We start from the raw sequence: 19,845 nt of genomic DNA on the forward strand, positions 1-19,845 counted from the left end.
TTGCAACGGGGTCGGCCGTCTGTGCTGATCGCGATTTGCAATCGCGATCCACTCTGTTTCGGATTTGTAATCCGAAATTAGCCCTGCTCGTTAGGGTCGTTAAAAAAACGGATTACAAATCCGGGACAGAATGGATCGCGATTGCAAATCGCGATCAGCGGACGCCTATTTAATTTTCATTTTTTGAATAAAAAACCGTCCGATCTGCTTGCCCTGCGCCACGCCGTTTTCAATGGAATCCCGGAAGTGAATCCCGCCGTACAAACGGGAAACGGCGGCTTCGCTGGCGGCCTGTTCAAACGACCGGAACGATCGGGCCGGAATCCCAAACTCCAGTTCTACCGTGTCGGTATAGGTAACCGGCCCACCGGCCAGCGTCGTCAAAACCGTGGCGATGGCTGCCGACATCACGCTGTGGCCACTGGTGTATTCCGGAAACGGGGGCGTTTGCAACATCGGTCGCCAATCCCGGTCAAGGTGCTGATTGATAAAGGTTTCCGGACGAATCCGGTTGCTGTGGTATTTTTCTTCCCAGCATGAGATAAACGCATCAGCCATCGTCAACCCCACCAGCGTGTGCCAGCGTACGGTTTCGGCCAGCGACAGGTTTCGCTGGAGGCAAACGATGCTGGTGATGCCCATCCAATGTCCACCCGGTGTGATTTTCTTGGTCCCGAAACTAACGTGGCCCTTCTGGTTCAGGAAAAAAGGATTGCAGTCCCAGAAATTGGCGATGTGCCGTTGCTGATCGGTGAGTGCGCGGGTGGTGTCGTATACTTCTTTCGCCAGTTGAAAAAACGGCGATCCGGTTTTTTCGTCGTACTTCACCATCGGCAAAGGCCGGAACTGCGACGCACTATCGAGCAGAAAAGGGCGCAATCTGGGCCAATGGGGCTCATACGCTTCCGAGTAGGCCGGGGGCGTCGGTTGCCAGTAACCCGGTTCGTTCGTGGGCGTGAAACGCAGATAACCGCTCGTTTTGATGTAGCCATCCTGAGCCGCATACCGGACGAGTTTTTTTACCAGCGTGTCGGCGTAGGCCCGCGTGGCCTGAATACGGGCGTCCGTCAGCCGGAACCGGTTTTTGGCCTCTTTCACCAACGCCAGCCGGTCTTTTTCAAGCGTATAGCCCGACGGCAACAAATCCTCACCCATGCGCAGAAGGGCGTATAAACTACCAAACCGGGCGTCGATTTGGGCGTCCGGCTGTCCGGTAAATGCCGGATAACTGCGCAGCAAACCGCCAAAAGGGACATAGTTGGCCGGGCGTTTTTGCTGGTATAGCAGTTCGTAGGCAGCCAGGTTGGCATACGCGTAATACCGGGCCGATGCACAGGGGCCGGTGACGTCGTTGACCATGACATCGGTCAGTTTTTTCAAGGTTTTCGCGTAGGCAGCAGCTTCCGTTTCCACCACAGGCGGTTCGGCCCGGAGGGTAAGGCTGCAAGCCAGCAGCAACAGAAATAGGAGTCTTTTTTTCATACTCAACGGGTCTTTTGGTAAACCCGGATGCTGTCATTATTACGGCTAAACAAGATGGTCAGGGTGTTATTCTGTTCCAGAGTGACGATGTCCCGCACGTCGCCCTCGACCCGAAAACCGGCTTTTGACTGCGGCACGTACGAAAACCGGAACGTTCCGTTGTTTTTAAACAGCGAACCGTAGTTGGCATCCATCTTGCCAATCTTGATGCGGGTATACGACTGGTTTCCTCCGACCAGCAAATCCTTCAACCCGTCGCCATCGTAGTCAACCAGTGCCAGGGCAAAAATGGGCGCAAACTGGGCTTCAATGGGCAGGTCGTGTTTGGCAAAGGTGCCGTCGCCCTTGTTTTCCAGGAGGATAGAACAGAACGTGGTCGCCTGAAGTGTGTCGGCCCGGGTCAGTTGTTCCGGCGTCAGGATCTCTTTCAGGGTGGCGTCGGCGAAGGACTGATAGGTCGGAAATTTTCGGCGAAGCGGAAAAAGCTGGTTGAGAGCTTCATCGCGGCTCACCAACGGATACGAACGGCCCTGGTTGTAATAACACAGGAACGGGTCGATGGCTTCGTTCTGGTCAAAATCGCCGTATACCATCGTCACCGGCTCGGTTTCGGTCGGTTTCATCTGGCTGTTGCGGCCAAAATTGCCGACCACCAGATCCAGATCGCCATCGTTGTCAAGGTCGGCGGTTTCGATGCGGTTCCACCAGCCGTTTGATTGAGTGATTGAGCGATTGAGTGAGTTAGTGAATACCCTGCCGGATTCATTTTTTAGAATCGTAACGGGCAACCATTCACCGACGAGGACGAGGTCTTGCCAGCCATCTTGGTCAAGGTCCAGCGCGACGGCGTCGGTAACCAGACCGATTTTGGTTAGAAAGGGCGCAAGCTGAGCGGTTTGATCGGTAAAAATGCCTTTGCCATCGTTGATGAGGATGCGGCTGCTGGTGGGTTCGGGATACCGGCCCGGAATGACCCGGCCCCCTACGAACAAATCGAGGTCACCGTCTTTGTCAAAATCCAGGGAAACGACGCAGCCATCACTGATGGTTTCGTCGGGAAGTGCCCCGGTTTGCCGCGCAAAATTCCCTTTTCCGTCGTTTAGGTACAACCGGTCCTGCAACAGCAGATCGTCGGGCAAATAGGCAAAACCACCACTGGCTACGTACAAGTCCGGATCGCCATCGCCGTCGGCATCGAAAAACAGCGCGTCCGTGTCTTCGTGCATTTTATCCGCATCGAAAGCGGATTGCGGACTTACTTGCCAGCTTCCATTCTTTTGCTGCAAAAGCAAGCTTCCCGGCTGGCCTTTCGCACCGGCGGCATACAAATCGACCAGACCGTCTCCGTTGACATCGGCCTTCGCCAGATGCGGCCCCTGAAATGATAACATATTGGGAATCAACAACTGCCGCTTGAAATCATTATAAGCGTCCTCCGTATGCCGGTACGGGAGCGAATCTCTAAGAACTTCCGTAAAAACCGGTTTCTCCAAGACGGTTTTGGTCCAGTCGTATTTTCCCGCTGCGTCTTCCGGTTTCAAAACCAGCTTTTGGTTGGCCTTTACGCCCCGCAACACCTGCATGTGGTCGTTCGGCCAGACAATTCGCAGACTATCGACGGTCGTCGCTTTGCCCAAACCAAAATGCAGGGGCGTATACAGACCGGACTGAAAACCACGCGAGGTGTTAAACTCCTGATACTGCGTCATTCCCTGGCTATACACCCATACTTTCGCCCCGGCAGCGAGCGTCGCCGGACTGTTCCCGAGCTGAACCTGCACATAATGCTGCTCCGAAACCCGGCTGTCATTGCGGTAAATCGAGGGCGGAACGTTGATGTTGTTGGTGATGATTTCCAGATCACCGTCGTTGTCCAGATCGGCATAAACCGCCCCGTTCGAAAGCGCTTTCTGGTCAAGTCCCCAGGCTTTTACCTTGTTTTCGAACGTTAACTGACCGGTATTCCGGAAAATGTAATGTTGGGTTGTGGTCGACGGCATTTGCCTGAGAATGTCCATCATGGCCGTCGAATCGCCCCGCGCAATCTTCAACTGCTGGTCGGCGTAGAACTTCATGAAGTCCATGTTGGTGTAATCCCGCAGGTAGCCGTTGGTGACGTACAGATCCTTCCAGCCGTCGTTGTCAAAATCCGCAAATAGCGGACACCAGCTCCAGTCGGTATTGGAGATACCCGCCAGTTGCCCGATTTCGCTGAATTTGGGCACCAGAAAACCGTTCTCTTTTTGAACGCCGGTGTGTAACTGCAACATATTCCGCATCAACTGGTGGTCAAATCCGTTGCGGAGCATGTTCTGGTAGCTTTCGTAATTCTCCGGGCCATAGAGCAGTTTTTGCCGCCTGTTGTCTTCGGGCAGCATATCGAGCGTAAAAATATCCGGCCAGCCGTCGTTGTTGATGTCCGTCACCTCGTTGCCCATTGAAAAGTAGCTCAAATGCCCGACCGACTTTTCCAGCGAATCGTAAAAGTGGCCCTTTCCGTCGTTGAGATAGAGGTAATCCTGTTCGATGTAGTCGTTGGAAACGTAAATATCGGGCCAGCCATCGAGGTTGATGTCCGCAATGGCAACGCCCAGTCCGAAACCGATCGGATTGCCTTTGATCCCGGCGGCTTCGCTGACATCCACGAACGTCCCGTTATCGTTCCGCAGCAAGCGGTCGCCCGCAAACTCGTCGCGCATGGCTTTCACGGCAGCCGCATCGAACCGCTTGAAATCCTTGATGTTGTGGTTGAGCAGGAAACAGTCCAGATCGCCATCCTTGTCGTAATCAAAGAAAGCCGCCTGGGTGCTGTGGGTTGGCAAATCCAGCCCGTATTGGGCGGCCTGATCCGTGAACGCTAGGTTTTTATTGTTGATATACAGCCGGTTGCGCCGTTGTTCCGGTCGGCCGCTACCGGAGTAGCAGACGTAAATATCCAGCCAGCCATCGCGGTTGATATCAACCAGCGTCACCCCGGTTTTCCAGCCCAGCCCTTTGCCGATTCCCGCCGAAGACGAAATATCTTTGAACTTCAAACTACCCTGATTGAGGTACATCCGGTCGGCCACCATGTTCCCGGTGAAGTACAGATCCGGCAAACCGTCGTTGTTCAAATCACCGACCGCCACGCCCCCGCCGTTGTAGAAATACTCGTAGGCCAGCACATTGTTTTTTTCGGTCTCGACCAGTTTGTTGACAAATTTTACACCGGTTTGCTGGGGATTGAGCAGGGTAAACTGGGCCAAAGCAGGTTGGGCGGTCAGCAGACCGACGAGGCAGCGTATCAGGCCGGAAAGCCGTCCGATGCGAAGAAAGTGTACGGTAGTAATCATTAAAAAGACTTACGGGTTAACAAGCCCACATAGCGACAGCCTATTAACCCGTAAGTTACGAAATTATACAAGTTACTTATTGTTTATCCCACCAGATCCGGGTCGTAAACAGATCGGGGCCCTGCACCGCAATGGCCGCGTTGTACTGAGCCGCGTTCCGGCTGGCTTCCGACGATGGATACCGCAACCGGCGCATGATGGTACCACCGGTTTCGTTGCCCGCGTAGTTGGTCGGGGTCAAAACCGGGTAGCCCGTCCGACGCCAGTTGGCGTAAGCTTCGTACGAATTCAGGAAGTTAACCGCCCAGTATTGCGTGCCGATTTGCTCCATTTGTTGTGCCGTCGTACCGGTTGCCAGATACGGATGCGCCGTCAGGTAAGCCGTGATGGAAGCCGCCGGAATGGTTCCGCCGTACAACGACATCATGCTCATGGCCGCTGTCACGCCTTTGTTGTAGTGTGCAGCCGCCTGACCGTCACCCCAGCCGCGAAGGGCTGCTTCTGCCAATAGGTATTCCACTTCGGCATAGCTCTGGAAAACCGTCGGGGCCGAGTTGCTCGCGATTTTGTTCAGGTTGGCTTCCGAATACGTCGCCATCGACTGGTCGGTCCAGGTTGGAATAAGCGTTTTGATCGTCGTCACGTCATACCCGTTTGGCAAGCCTTTCTGTACAGCCGGGGCCGATGCGGTGGCTTCTTTGGTCGGGTCAGCATTTCCCTCCCACAAGGTTGCGATAAACGGCAGACGCGGGTCGTTGTTGTTTTTCAGGAAGTTAACAAACGTCTGGCTGAGTTTGCTGTTGGCATTGCCTTTCAGGTTGGCCGCGTCGTATTCCTGCGTTTTCAGCGTGTTGCTGTCCAGGTTCCGTTTGTTGTCGTCGCCCTCGGCATGGTTCACTTTGGCAATGTCGTCATTGCTCTGCATCACGCCCCCGGCAATCGCTTTTTTCACATAGGTTTCCGCTTTGGCCGGGTCCACTTTCGTGAGCCGCATGCCCAACCGGAGCATCAACGAATAGGCAAACTTCTTCCATTTGGTCAGATCCCCCGCGAAGATGATATCGCCCGCACCGTAGCCGGTTTTGGTGGCATCGAGGGCCGGAGCCGCCAGATCCAGTTCATTGAGCATATCGGCATAAATGTCGGCCTGCTTGTCGTATTTCGGTGAGTACGTATTGTTCAGATACCCTTTTGCGGCTTCGGAATACGGAATGTCGCCGTACAGATCCGTTACGCGGTGGTAGGCAAACACCCGGAAAATCCGGGCCACGTTGTAGAGGTTCGACTGCGCCGGATCGTCTTTCGTCAGGGCAATGATCTGTTCCAGTTCCTTGATGTGCGAACCGTAGGCCGTCTCGAAAAACGCATCGGAATACGGACCGTTGTACAGGTACTTATCTCCCGACCAGTAGGTGTTCAGGGCGGCAAAATGCTGGATGATAGCACCGGCATAAATCAGATTTCCCCGGTGGTTTTCGTAACCTGTTCCGGCGGTTTTCACCACACTGTAAGAAAACAGGTTGGGAATCACCGGCGTTGTGAGGGCGTTCGGGTTGGTGTTGAGTTCCTCAAACCCGTTGTCGCAAGAGGAAAACAGGAGACTGGCGCTCAGGAGACTCGTCAGGATCGGCAGTCGTCTTCTTTTTATTGTTTGTAACATGATGCTGTAGTGTTAAGATCAGTAGTTCCTAGAAACGAACCATCAGGTTCAGACCAAAGCTGCGGGCCGGTGGTACGCCGAACATTTCGAGTCCCTGTGCATTTCCGCTGTTGTAGGTCGATTCCGGATCGACATTTGGCACTTTGCTGTACAATAACAGCAGGTTCCGGGCGACGAACGACAAGCTAACCGACTGAATGGGCGTTTTTGCCAGGAACGACTTCGGCAGGGTGTAGCCAAACGTCAACTGGCGCAGTTTGGCGAAATCCGAGCTATAGATGAACTGGTCGGTGATCGTCGTCAGACCGCTGTAGTAGTCCTGAACGTCTTTGCCCGCAAACGTTTTCGTGAACGCATCGCCGGTCGGCGAAACACCGGTTACGGTCAAACCGCCTTCACGGCCCACCAGCGTTTCTTTGGCCAGGCCTCTGGCGTAGGCGAAATAGTTGGTCGCACTGTACAGTTTGGCCCCAAATTTCGCATCGATCAGGAAGCTCATCGAGAAGTTCCGGTAGCTGAAGGTGTTGGTCAACCCCATCGTCAACGGCGGCACACCACGACCCAGCATCGTAAATTCGCTGCGCATCGGAACGCCGGTAGCCGTGTTATAAACCGTGTTGCCATTGGCATCTTTCAGGGCTCTATACCCCGCCAGCATCCCATAAGGCTCACCCTCAAAGTGATAGACGTACGCACTTTGTGTCCGCGACTGGTCAAGTTCCAGGCGTTTCAGACCATCGGCGATTTTTACGACTTTGTTATCGTTATACGCCATGTTGTAGGCCACATTCCACGTCAGACCGCTGGCCGCTTTAACGGGCGTACCGGTCAGCAACACTTCAATCCCTTTGTTCACGACTTCACCCACGTTCAGCAACACGTTGCCGTAGCCGGAAGCCGATGAAGTTGACGCCGTCACCGGATCATTTTTCGTCACCCGGTTATAATACGTCAGGTCAAGTCCCAGTTTGTTGTTGAACAGCTTGGTTTCCAGACCAATTTCCGTGGTCGTCGAGGTGTTGGGCTGCAACAGGGCGTTCGGAATGGTTCCGCCGTTGATGCGCATCAGCGGGACGCTGCCCACGTAGGAGTTACCTTCCAGGGCGTAGGTCAGGTTCAGGGCGTATGGGTTCGGATAACCACCCCCTACCTGCGCCAGCGAAGCGCGGATTTTCCCGTAATTCAGCCAGTTGCCTTTGTTGGGCAGCACGTCGGAGAACACGAAGCTCAAACCGGCCGACGGATAGAACAGGCTATTGTTGGCCTTCGCCAGCGTCGAGAACCAGTCCTGGCGACCGGTCAGGGTCAGGAACAGCACATTCTGGTAACCCACATCCGCCGAAGCAAACAGGGAGTTGATACCAAAACCGCTGTAGCCGTAGCCCGACGATTTGTTGATCGTGTTGTCGAGGAAGTAGTTGAAAGGCACGTTGAACTGGCTGCCGTTGTAGCTCATTTCCTCCGTCGAGCGACGCATCCGGTTTCCACCCGCCAGGGCATTGACCGAGAAAGCCCCGAACTCTTTGTTAAACCCAAGCAGCACTTCGGCGTTGGTTTCCTGAATCTGCACCTGACGACGGTTCATGCTCCCAAGCGTCGAATAGGCCAAACCGGTCGGTTCGATGCTCAGGTATTTCATCATGTTGTTGTCGGTACCCACCCGGCCCCGGATGTAGAGGAAGTCGGTGATGTTGTAGCGCATCGAAAACGATCCCAGGAAGCGGTTCCGAATGTCTTCGTTTTTCACTTTGTTCACCACGAAATACGGGTTCTGTGCATACACGCTGCTGTTCCAGAGAGCCTCATATCCACGGGAATCGTAACCCGGATCCAGCGAACGGATGTCGACCGTATTGGCAATCATCTGCACCCCGTAGTTCGGGTTTTTGGGCGTATCCGACAGGAAGGTCCGGTTGGTTCCGGTTTCAATGTTGTACTGAGCAACGCCTTCGAAAAGCACTTTTTTCGACAGGTTGGCATTGGCGCTGAGGTTGAACGACTTCCGGTTGAACCCGGAGTTTGGAATGCTGCTTTTCGAGTCGAGGTTCGAGGCAGAGAAACGGAAGCTGGCGGCTTCGTTTCCACCGGCCACCGCCACGGTGTTGGTGAAGGTGCTACCGGCGTTGTAGAAATTCTTGACGTTATCTTTCTGGGCTGAATACGGCCGGGTTACGCCGTCGAACTGAATCACCGGCGAACCGTCGATCCGGGCACCCCACGATTGCGCTCCCGTGTTGATGGCTTCCTGCTGGGTCAGGGGTTTGGCCTGCCGGATTCCCTGCCCGTAGTCATACTGCCAGTCGGTCAACGTAAAGGGACGATCGCTGGTGTAGGTTCCGTTGTATTCGACCCCGATTCCTTTCTGGCCTTTCCCGGTTTTGGTCGTGATCAGAATGACCCCGTTCGAAGCGCGTGAACCGTAGAGAGCCGCAGCCGTTCCCCCTTTCAACACCGAAATGGTTTCGATGTCGTCCGGGTTAATGCTGTTCAAACCGTCGCCCGTGTCCGTTCCGCCCCACATTCCGGCCGAGTTGACGTTCGTGTTGTCGATGGGCACCCCGTTGACAACGTACAGGGGCTGGTTGTTACCACTCAGCGAACCGTTCCCCCGGATAATGACCCGGCTCGATCCGCCCGGTCCCGTTGCCGTTGCGGTTGCGTTCACCCCGGCGACTTTCCCCGACAAGGCGTTGCCAAGGTTGATTTCGCGGGCCTGCGTAAAATCCGATCCTTTCACTTCCGTCACCGAATAACCCAGGGCTTTTTTGTCTTTGGCGATCCCCAACGCCGTTACGACGACCTCCTCCAGCGTCTTGTCATCTTCAACCAGCGCGACATCGATGGTCGTCTGGTCGCCCACGGTAATGTTCTGGGCCACAAACCCGAGTGACTGAATTACCAGCACACTACCTTTGCCGACGCTGATGGAATACCGGCCGTCGGAATCCGTGATCGTTCCTTTGTTCGTTCCTTTAATCAAAACGTTGGCACCTGGAATGGCGCTCTGGCTCGCATCCGTCACTTTTCCCTGTACGTTCAGGAGTTGCGCCCACGACACGCTGCAACTCACGAGCAGAACGAAAAAAAGGAGAGTAAACCGCTCTTTACATAGCTTCATTGGTTTTCTGTAGGTTGGTTGATGTTAAGAAATAAGCGCAATAGCATTCCGGGAAACGGAACAGTAAGAAAATGGAAATAAGCAGATTAAGGGATTAGTGATAGGGTATTCAGAACAATCTTTTCTATAAATTACCTTCTTTATTGGGGATAAATGGCGTGCAAGCTTCAATAAAATTTGGCTTTCTACTGAATTAGCAAGCAAATATACTATTTGTTAATTTTTTTAAAAAATAGAGCCTGAATTATAAATAAATGAGTTTTATTACTTTCCAAAGGTTAAGTTTTACTAAATGGATATTTTCTGGATTACAATATTATTATTGCGTTACGCTGAATAAACCCGGTTTTTCAGAGTCAAATAAGTTCTCTAAAAAGTACCGTGAATATTTTCAGACAAGCCGATCTGCTCAACCTACAAACGGGCATCTGAAGCAAAATTGAGGAATGTAAACTGCCAAAAAGGCAAAGAAAGGGCGATCAGAGCAGGGGCTTAACACCGGCTTTTTTAAATTTAGCCACGACGAAGAGGCCGATGGCTTTTCCCTGAGCTTGCCCGTTCTCAATCGCATCGCGGTAATGAATACCGCCGTAAAGTCGGGAGATGGCCGCTTCTTCGGCGGCTTGCCGGAACGACGTAAAGTTCCGGGTGGGCAGTTCAAACAGGACTTCGGTATCGTCCGTAAATGAAAAATTCTCTCCGATCAGATACGTCAACACTTCGGCCACGGCGGTCGAAATGACGCTGTGACCGCTGGTGTATTCCGGAAAAGGTGGCGTCTGCAACAGTGGCTGCCAGCGCGCATCGATGTAGCGGTTGATGACGGTTTCGGGTCGGACGCGGTTACTGCGGTATTTTTCGTCCCAGCAACTGATGAAAGCATCCATCAACGTGGCGGCAACCAGCCAGTGGGCCTGGAGTGTTTTGTCGAAATCCAGTTTGGCTTTCCGGGTCGCAATGCTCGTGATGTTCATCCAGTGTCCTCCCGGACTGATTTTTTTAAAGCCAATCGACATGTGGCCGGAGGTGTTGATGGCGAAGGGGTTGCAGTCCCAGTACGAGGCAATAAACCGTTTTTTTTCATCCAGATTTTTCCCTTCCCGGTATACTTCGTAAGCCAGCTTGTAGAATGCACTGGTGGAATCCTTGCTAAAAACGACCGCCGGTTTGGGGGTAAACTGCGTGCAGGTATCGATGAACATTGGGCGGATGGTTCGCCAGTGGGGTTCGATCGCTTCGATGTAACCCGGTGGGGTTGGATACCAGAATTGGTCACCTTTGGCGGGGCGGTGGCGCAGGCGGGTGCTTAGTTTCAGGTAATTATCGGTTGCGGCATACGCCGTTACTTGTTTAGCCACTTCCTGCGCAACGGCAATCGACGGGTTGATAACCGCCTGGTCGTACCCTTCTTTCCGGAGTGTTTCCATCAGCTTTTTCTGTTCCTCCTCCAGCATATAGCCCGAGGGAAGCATCAGCCGGCCGGTTTCCAGCACACAAAAAAGGGCAGCAATCTGGTAGTTGTAAGGACCTTTCGGTTCAATCACGATCTTTTTATGGCTGCGAACCAAGGCCGAAGGGGCTGTTAAAGCGGTATTGTGCTGCGCCATGATTTCATACGCCCCCAGTAAACTGTACGAATAAAACCGGCTGGCAGCGGGTGGATTGGCCACATCATGAATCATCACCATCGTCACCGCGAAAATCGTGGGCTGCAAATGACGCCCAAGATCCGGCCTGGCCTTTTGCCCCTGCACCGAATGACAAACCAGGAAACCAAGCAGAAATAAATACCGCATCACCTTCATTTTTTGTAAACCTGAACCGGTTCGTTGAAGGCCCCGATTACCAAATACTTCTGCTCCTTTACCTGTAATTCGACCACCGCTTTGACATCCCCAATCACCGATAAACCGGCTTCGGGTTGACTCACATACGAAAAACCGCCTTTCCCGTCTCCTTTTAATAAACAACCATAATTGGCATCCAGACTGCCAATTTTCAGCCGATTATCGGATTTGTTTCCCAGCAGCAAAACATCCATAAAACCGTCGTGATCGAAGTCTTCAACCAGTGATTTCGTTATTGGAGAAAATTGGGCCTGAAGCGGCAGAATCCGTTTTTCAAATGCGCCATCTTTCGCCAGAAAACAGACGGAACGGCATTCCGTAACCGTTATTTTTTTAGCTTTCGCTAAATCCTCCGCCGAGAAAATGTCGTTAATGGTTGCCGTCGAATAGTCTTTGTAGTAGCCAAATTTCCGACGCATGGGGAAGATCTGATCATTCAATTCGTCCCGGCTGACAAACGGATAGGATGTTCCCTGCACAAAAAAACTGAAGAACGGATCAATGGAACCGTTGTTATCAAAGTCGGCATACACCAGCTCGGCGGGTTCTTTTCTCGAGTATTTAAGCTGCGAATTGATGCCCAGATTTCCGGCGATAAGGTCTTTTTTACCGTCACCGTTTACATCAGCAACCGTGATCGAAAACCAGAAACCGTTTTCTTCTTCTGGAAAGTAGTGAGCGGTTTTATCCACAAAACCGTCTTTGGTATTGACAAACACTTTAATTGGCATCAGTTCCCCACACAGCATCAAGTCTTTCCGGCCATCGCCATCCAGATCTTCCCATTGGGCATCAGTAACCATGCCGACGGTCGAGAACGGCGTTTTTACGATTTTAAACTGTCCCTTTCCGTTATTTTCCAGCAAATAGGAAGCGGGTGGTTCCGGATACCGCCCCGGAATAACCCGCCCGGCGACAAACAGATCCAGATCGCCATCACTGTCGAAATCCACTACCCGAACACAGGATTTACTGCTGGCCGTCAGCACGGGTAAAGCGGTTGTAATCAATTTTAAATTGCCTTTGCCATCATTGATATACAGGACATCCTGCAACGATGGCGTGTTGGGTTCAAACAAGGAATAACCGCCTTTGGCAACGTATAGATCATCGTAGCCATCGCCATTGGCATCGAAAAAAACAGCCGCCGAAAGCGCCGAAACGTTCTCGTCTCCAATGGTTAATTCGTCAATTTTTTTGAAGGTGCCGTCCGTTTGCTGCAACCAGATTTTGCCGTTGGTATTTTTATCCCCGCCAATAAAAAGATCCTCCAACCCGTCTTTATTCACATCGCCTTTTGCCAGAACCGGCCCAACCTGCGAATACATAAACAGCATCAGCGGCTGGCGTTTGAAATCATTTTCGTTGTAGCCTTCGTGAAGAAAGGAAATGACCTTCTCGGTTTTTTGAAAAATACCGGGTTTGTTTTTCTGGACCACCCCTCCTTTGGACTTTAAAGGACTGGTAGACTGCGTAATCGTGAGAAGCTGATTAGCAGCTACTTGCCTCAGCCTTTGTTCAGTTTGGTCGGGCCAGATCACTTTGATGGAATCGACCATCGTGGCCTGATCGAGGCCAAAATGCAGCCGGGTCGATTGCGAAGACAGGTAACCCCGAACCGGTTGTTGCTCCTGATACTGCAACCCGCCTTGGGTATAGACCGTAACCTTGGCTCCCACCGCCTGTTTATTCTTGCCAGCCGAAACCAGTTTGAGTTGAATGTAAGACGTTTTTAATTGCTCCCGGCTCAGGTTCTGGTATACAAAAGCGGGTTCGTTGATGTTGTTGACGACCAGTTCCAAATCGCCGTCGTTATCCAGATCGGCATACACCGCCCCGTTCGAAATCGAAGCGGTTTGAAATCCCCAATCCGTCTGTTTATTCGCAAAAGTCAGATCCCGGTTATTCTTAAAAATATAATTGGGCAATTTGGTCGATGGCATGGCCCGGATCAAATCCATGAGCTGAATCGATTCGCGTTTGATCGCTTTCTGCACTTTATAATCACCCCAGTATTTCAGAAAATCCTTGTTGGTATAATCCCGCAAATACCCGTTGGTGATAAACAGATCTTTGTAACCGTCGTTGTCAAAATCAGCCAGCAAAGGCGCCCAGCTCCAATCCGTATTCGAAACACCGGCGGCCTGTGCAATTTCGCTGAAGGTTCCGTCGCCGTTGTTCAACTGCAACATGTTGCGCATGTATTGCTTGTAGAGTTTTTGCTGAACCATGAGTTCAAAAGACTCGTAGTTTTCCTGGAGTTGCAGCAGTTTTTGCCGCCGATTGTCTTCGGGTAACATGTCCAGTGACATAATATCCGGCAGACCGTCGTTGTTGTAATCGGCAATGTCAATGCCCATCGAAAACTGCGCCAGATGCCGGAAATAGTGCTGGGTTTCGTCTTTGAACGTCCCGTTTTTCTGGTTGATGTAGAGGTAATCCGATTCGTTGTAATCGTTGGTGACGTAAATATCGGGCCAGCCATCCTGGTTCACATCGGCAATGGCCATACCCAACCCAAACGTGAGCGGATACTGGTGAATACCGGCTTTTTTGGTGACATCGACAAAATGGTTATCCCGGTTTTCATAGAGTTTATTCCCGGCCAGTTCATCCACTTCGTTCCGCAGTTTGGCCAGTTCCATGTTGTCGTATTTCTTCACATTGTGATTCAACAGCATCATGTCCAGATCGCCGTCGTTATCAAAATCGAAAAAAGCCGACTGGGTGCTGTAGCCCGGATCATCGAGACCATATTGCCTGGCCTGTTCGGCAAACCGCACTGACCCATCGGACGAAACGCCCTGGTTGATAAACAATTGGTTCCGGCGTTTGTCGTCTTCTCCTTTGCCGGAATAACAGACATAGATATCCAGCAGGCCATCGCCGTTTACGTCGGCCATGCTAACGCCGGTTTTCCAGCCGCCCGACCGACCGCCCAAGCCCGGCGCAGCGGTTTTGGTGACGTCTTTAAATTTCAGTCCACCCAGATTCAGGTAGAGTTTGCTGGGTTTCAGATTGGCGGTAAAAAACAGGTCCTCCAGGCCATCGCCGTTCAGATCGCCGACGGCGACACCGCCCCCGTTGTAAAAATACTCGTAGGATAAGACGTTCAGGCTTTCGTTTTCGTCAATGTCGTTGCTGAAATCGATGGCGGTTTGTTTCGGGGAAAGGAGTTGAAACAGAGTCGTTTGGGCTTGCAAAAAGGTTACCGGGAGACTCAACAGCAAGAGAAGCCCTACTTTAGGCACCCACGCTGTTTTTAAACCGGATGCGTACCTTTTGTATTCCGAACCGAGGACAATCATGGTAGCTTAAAACGAAAAACTTCAACAGGAGAAGTTGAAGTTAAGGTAATTTCTGAAACAAATAAAAATAGGGAAGGCTGCCGGATGGCACCTTCCCTATTTCGTCGTATTACTTATCCCACCAAACCCGGCCAGTGAGCAAATCACCACCCGTCAGGCGGCTAACCGCTTCGGTGTAACTGGTTTTGTTATTGATAATTTCCGTTGACAGGTAAATCATGCGTCTTGGAATGGTGGCATTCGTGACATTCCCCGGATAGTTGACCGGCGTCAGCACCGGATAGCCCGACCGTCGCCAGTTGATCCAGTTTTCAACAAAGTCCATGTAGCTTCCCGTTGCCAGCCAATACTGCGTGTTGATGGCATTCAGTGACGCTTCCGTCGACGTCGCATTCAGCGGATTGGCGGCTACGTAAGCGGCTGCGGCTGCGGGCGTGATGGCGGCCGTGGCATCCAGTTGCGACAGTGACGTCATGGCAGCCGTTACACCGTTAGCGTAATGTTCGGCGGCCGTTCCCGGCACGTTCCAACCCCGCACTTTGGCTTCCGCCAGCAGCAGTTCGGTTTGCGCGTAGGTAATCGTTTCCAGTGTGCCGTTCCGTTTCAGGTACACCGAAATGCGTGGTCGGGAATATTTTCCCAGGGGCGCCACGTCGTTGCCGGTTCCTGTCGCTCCCGGATAGCCCGCTGCCGTCCGGATGTCCCGGGCACCACCGCTCAGGTCGTAACCATTTGGCAAGCCAACCTGAACAGCAGGATCGTTAACCCCCACCAGCGTTTGAAGCGCATTGTTGGCCAGGCCCGGCTGTGGCACTTCGGCAATGGCACTCAAACGCGGGTCATTGGTCGCTTTCAGGGCGTCGATGAAGGTTTTAGACCACCGCAGTTCCCGGAAATCATCCGCAACCTGGTACACGTTGAAAATCCCGGACGTCGCATTATTGGCATCCGATACGATTTTCGCGTTGTCGTCGTTGGACGTGAACACCCCGCCCGCAGCCGCTTTTTCGGCCCAGGTTTTCGCCGTGGCCGGATCGATCTTGGTCAGACGCATGGCCGCCCGCAACATCAGCGAATAGCCCAGTTTTTTCCATTTGACGATGTCACCGGCGTAATACAAGTCGCCGGTTGGCTTCAGCTTGGTGGCATCCAGGGCGGCCGTTGCCTGCTCCAGTTCGGTCAGAATACCGGTATAAATCGACTGTTGCGTATCGTATTTCGGGTTCGCAACACCTTCTTTCACTTTGAAAGCTTCGCTGTACGGAATATCGCCGTAAACGTCGGTGGCCCGCTGCATGTTCATGGCCTGCATGATCCGGCCAACGTTATACAGATTCGTGTACTGCTCCTTGCCTTTCGTCAGGCTGATCATTTCAGCCAAAACCGTACCGATGCTGTAAGCCCGGCTGAACAGGCTGCCCTGATAGCTGGTCGAGTTCTGGGTGTTGACATATTTGTCACCATTTCCGTAATACGTAAAGGTTGACGCCAGAACCTGCATCGAGGTGCTTTGGTAGAGAATCCCATCGTAGCCCAGGTTGATGTACGACATCTGGGCGTTGGGTAAAAAGAAGTTCGGGTCCCAGGTTGACTCACTCGACCGGGTCGGGTCGGTGTTGATTTCGTCAAATTTGTCGGTACAGCTTGTCGCACAAACCAACAACAGCGCTGCTATATAGATTGAAGTTTTCTTCATGGTTTTCAATTATTTTTTGAACCGGGCATTTAAGGTGAAACCAAACGTTCTGGTTGAAGGCAACTGGGCACCTTCCGTCCCGGCGTAGCGCAGGTCGGACGAGAAACCAGCTTCCGGATCGAAGTTTTCGGTGTGCTTCAGCAGCGTAGCCAGGTTACGGCCAACCAGTGACAGGGATATGTCTTCAAACGGCAGTTTGCTACCCGTAAACCATTTTTCCGGCAGGTGATAGCTCAGGACGACCTGACGCAGTTTAATGAAATCGGCATTGAACACGTTCAGTCTCGAGATGTTGGTCACCAGAGCCGGATAGTAGGTGTAGGCCGGTACGTTCCGGGTGTTGGTTTCGCCGGTAGCCAGCACACCCGATGCCACGACTCCGGTTTCACGACCCACCAGCGTCATCTTGTTCAGCCCGTCCACGATGGAATAGTGGTTGGTCGCCGACAGCACTTTTGCGCCAAATTTATAGTCGAACAGGAACGAAAGGCCAAAGTTTCCGTAGTTGAAGCTGTTGTTCAAACCGCCGTATACTTTCGGAATGGCTGACCCCATAGGCGTCAGTGCTCCCCGTTCCGGAACCCCGTTGGCACCGACGATGACCTGCCCGCTGGCGTTGTATTTGTAATCATAAGCCATAATTTGCGCGGCCGGCAAGCCTTTCACGTGGGCGATGTTTCCGTTCAGAGGCCGGTAGGTTCCCAGTCCGAGGGTGGTCGTTCCGCCATCGCCGTCGATGTCCACAATCGTATTTTTGACGTTGGTGATGTTGAATGACACATCCCACTTGAACGATTTGTTCACAATCGGCGTACCGGTGATCAACAACTCAAGCCCGGTATTTTTGGTCGAACCCAGGTTCAGAACCCGCGACGAGTACCCGGTGGTGGGCGACAACGGACCGCTCACAATTTCATCCTTGGTTTCCCGGTTAAAATAGGCGAAGTCGATTCCCAGACGGTTTTGCAAAAATTTGGTTTCAAAACCAATTTCAAACTCTTTCAGCCGGAACGGTTTCAGGTTGAGGTTGGGCAACTGAGAACTAAATCCGCCTTGTGGAACGCCATTGATGGTGTTCCCCAGCGAGTAATACTGGCTCGTCAGATAGGCATCAAACGCTTCACCGCTGGTTTGGGCATACGACGCCCGCAGTTTACCAAAATCCAGGGAAGGCACTTTGAACAATTCCGAGAACACAAAACTGGCGGAAACCGAAGGCGCAAAAATACCCCGGTTGGCCGACGGCAGGGTTGAATAGATGTCGTAACGACCCGTGGTTGACAGCGTCAGGAAGTTCTTGTAGTCAAAATCCGCCGTATAATACGCCGATTGGACCTGCCGTTCGTTAAATCCGTAGGATTGCCCTTTGGTCAGTGTATTCGACAGGGTATACAGGTACGGAATGCTCAGACTACCGCCCGAAACCCCAACACTCTCGGCTCTGTTTTTTCTGAGGTTGGCCCCCAGCGCCATATTCAGGTTCAAATCCGGAAGCAGTTTGCGGTTAATTCCCAACAAACCGTCGATGTTCATTTCGTGTTTCTGCTCCTTGCTGTAATTGACGCTACCCAGCCGCGAGTAAGCGGTTCCGTAGGGCGTTACACTAAAGCCGCCGTCATTGATCAGGTCATACCCAATCCGGCCCTGCAGGTAAATCCAGTCCGCAAACTGGTATTTACCGGTAATGGCCGAAATCAGGCGTTTCCGATCCAGACTACTTTTATACTGATTCACGACAAACCAAGGGTTGGTTTTGTACGTGTCATCGCTGAATGTCAACTCATTACCCGTTACAGGATCGAAACCCGGTTTCAAAGCGGCCTGGTTGAAACTTGTCGCCAGGAGCATAATCCCGTAGTTCGGGTTCTGGGGAGCATCGCTCAAAGCTGGCCGGTTTTTATCCTGCTGGTCGATGTAGTTCCCCATAATGGTCACATCGAACTTATCGGTAACTTTCTGATTCACATTGAGGTTAATGGTTTTCCGTTTCATACCGCTGTTCCGAACGGTAGTCTGGGCGTCCATCGACGACAGGGATAACCGGAAGCTGGTTTGCTCATTTCCGCCCGACATCGCCACGGTATTCGTCAGCGTAGCGGCTGTCCGGTAGAACTGGTCGATGTTGTCTTTGACGGGTGAATACGGATACTGTTTGCCGTCGAACTGGGTATACATGGCACCGTCCATTTTTTCGCCCCAGCTGTAAATCCCCGAATTTCGGGCGCTGTTGACGTCGGTTGGCCGTTTACCCTGCGTTCCCTGACCGTATTCATACTGATAGTCGGTCCAGTTAATGACCTTGTCAAACTGCATGTTTCCGTTGTATTCCACCGAAAGACCGGAGTTTTTGCTGCCACCTTTGGTCGTAATCAGAATGACCCCGTTGGCCGCCCGCGTACCATACAAAGCCGCAGCCGTAGCTCCTTTTAACACCGTCATGGTTTCAATATCATCCGGGTTAATGTTGGCAATCCCGTCGCCGTTATTGTTTCCGCCCCACTCACCGGCGTTTCCGCGCGAGGAGTTATCCATCGGAACCCCATTGATGACAAACAAAGGGCTACCACCGCTGAAGTTGCTCACCCCCCGAAGGTTGATCCGGGACGACGAACCAGGACCGCCGGTTCCGGGCGTAATGCTTAAACCGGCCACCCTCCCCTGCAGGGAGTTGATGACGTTGGTTTCGCGCGCCTGGTTGACCGATGACGCATCGATGGTCGTTACGGAATACCCCAGCGAGCGCGTGTCCCGCTTGATCCCCAAAGCCGTTACGACGACTTCTTCCAGTGAAGCGTCGCCGGGTTGCAACTGAACTTCGATGGTCGAGCGGTTTCCGACTGCAATTTCTTGTTTTGCGTAGCCAATATAAGAAACCACCAGAACGGCGTTATCGTCGGGTACGACAATTCGAAAACTTCCATTTCCATCGGTGTTGGTGCCGCGGGTCGTTCCCTTGATGGTGATGGTTGCGCCAGCCAGCCCGTTCCCTTTCTCATCCGACACCTTTCCGGTAACTGCTTTATCCACAGCCAATGAAGGTGAAGCCGCAAAGAGTAGCCAGGCTCCGGCAAAGACAAAAACCTTTAAGCAGGTTTTAAGTAGTTTTTGTTTCATAAACTTCATTATTAGGATTGTTTTAGGTGAATATACGTAAAAAGCGCACTGAATTCAAGTAGGAAAACTGAAGGCTAATCTGCCGATTCTTAGCCTGTTACAGCCCAAAAAGAATGACTCTACTTCCAAAATATACTGAAAATGGCAAAAAAACAGGCAGAATATTCTGCACGATGAGGTATCAACTGCAAAGATATTCCTTTTTTAAAAAATTTAATAATACCGTCATTAATTTTAAATTAATATTGAATTTATACAGTTCCTATATAGGATCACTTTTAACGTACC

Annotated in this window: 8 protein-coding genes; all 8 read right to left on the reverse strand. The window is 52.1% G+C overall.

The window, feature by feature from the left end:
- Nucleotides 1-165 precede the first annotated feature (165 nt).
- The 8 genes from F0P93_RS24275 to F0P93_RS24310 all read right to left on the reverse strand — a co-directional run bounded on the left by F0P93_RS24275 (nucleotide 166) and on the right by F0P93_RS24310 (nucleotide 19,557).
- A complete protein-coding gene (locus tag F0P93_RS24275; protein ID WP_150880334.1) occupies nucleotides 166-1,482 on the reverse strand; it encodes a vanadium-dependent haloperoxidase in 1,317 nt (438 codons plus the stop codon).
- A 2-nt stretch (nucleotides 1,483-1,484) separates the two neighbouring features.
- A complete protein-coding gene (locus tag F0P93_RS24280; RefSeq protein ID WP_150880335.1) occupies nucleotides 1,485-4,814 on the reverse strand; it encodes a VCBS repeat-containing protein in 3,330 nt (1,109 codons plus the stop codon).
- 76 nt (nucleotides 4,815-4,890) lie between these two features.
- Nucleotides 4,891-6,474 (reverse strand): SusD/RagB family nutrient-binding outer membrane lipoprotein, encoded by a 1,584-nt coding sequence (locus F0P93_RS24285; RefSeq protein ID WP_150880336.1) that lies wholly within the window; start codon nucleotides 6,472-6,474, stop codon nucleotides 4,891-4,893.
- A 28-nt stretch (nucleotides 6,475-6,502) separates the two neighbouring features.
- On the reverse strand, nucleotides 6,503-9,592 hold the full coding sequence (locus F0P93_RS24290) for a SusC/RagA family TonB-linked outer membrane protein (RefSeq protein WP_150880337.1): 3,090 nt from the start codon (nucleotides 9,590-9,592) through the stop codon (nucleotides 6,503-6,505).
- Between the two features lie 479 nt (nucleotides 9,593-10,071).
- Nucleotides 10,072-11,391 (reverse strand): vanadium-dependent haloperoxidase, encoded by a 1,320-nt coding sequence (locus F0P93_RS24295; protein ID WP_374756784.1) that lies wholly within the window; start codon nucleotides 11,389-11,391, stop codon nucleotides 10,072-10,074.
- 2 nt (nucleotides 11,392-11,393) lie between these two features.
- The gene (locus tag F0P93_RS24300; RefSeq protein ID WP_191908911.1) at nucleotides 11,394-14,747 is read right to left on the reverse strand and encodes a VCBS repeat-containing protein; all 3,354 of its coding nucleotides are present in this window, start codon (nucleotides 14,745-14,747) and stop codon (nucleotides 11,394-11,396) included.
- A gap of 109 nt (nucleotides 14,748-14,856) precedes the next feature.
- Nucleotides 14,857-16,443, reverse strand: coding sequence for a SusD/RagB family nutrient-binding outer membrane lipoprotein (locus tag F0P93_RS24305; RefSeq protein WP_191908912.1), 1,587 nt, complete (start codon nucleotides 16,441-16,443; stop codon nucleotides 14,857-14,859).
- A 9-nt stretch (nucleotides 16,444-16,452) separates the two neighbouring features.
- Nucleotides 16,453-19,557: a SusC/RagA family TonB-linked outer membrane protein gene (locus tag F0P93_RS24310; RefSeq protein ID WP_150880340.1), complete on the reverse strand. Its 3,105-nt coding sequence runs from the start codon at nucleotides 19,555-19,557 to the stop codon at nucleotides 16,453-16,455.
- Nucleotides 19,558-19,845 lie beyond the last annotated feature (288 nt).

Source organism: Larkinella humicola, assembly GCF_008727875.1.
Lineage (GTDB): Bacteria > Bacteroidota > Bacteroidia > Cytophagales > Spirosomataceae > Larkinella > Larkinella humicola.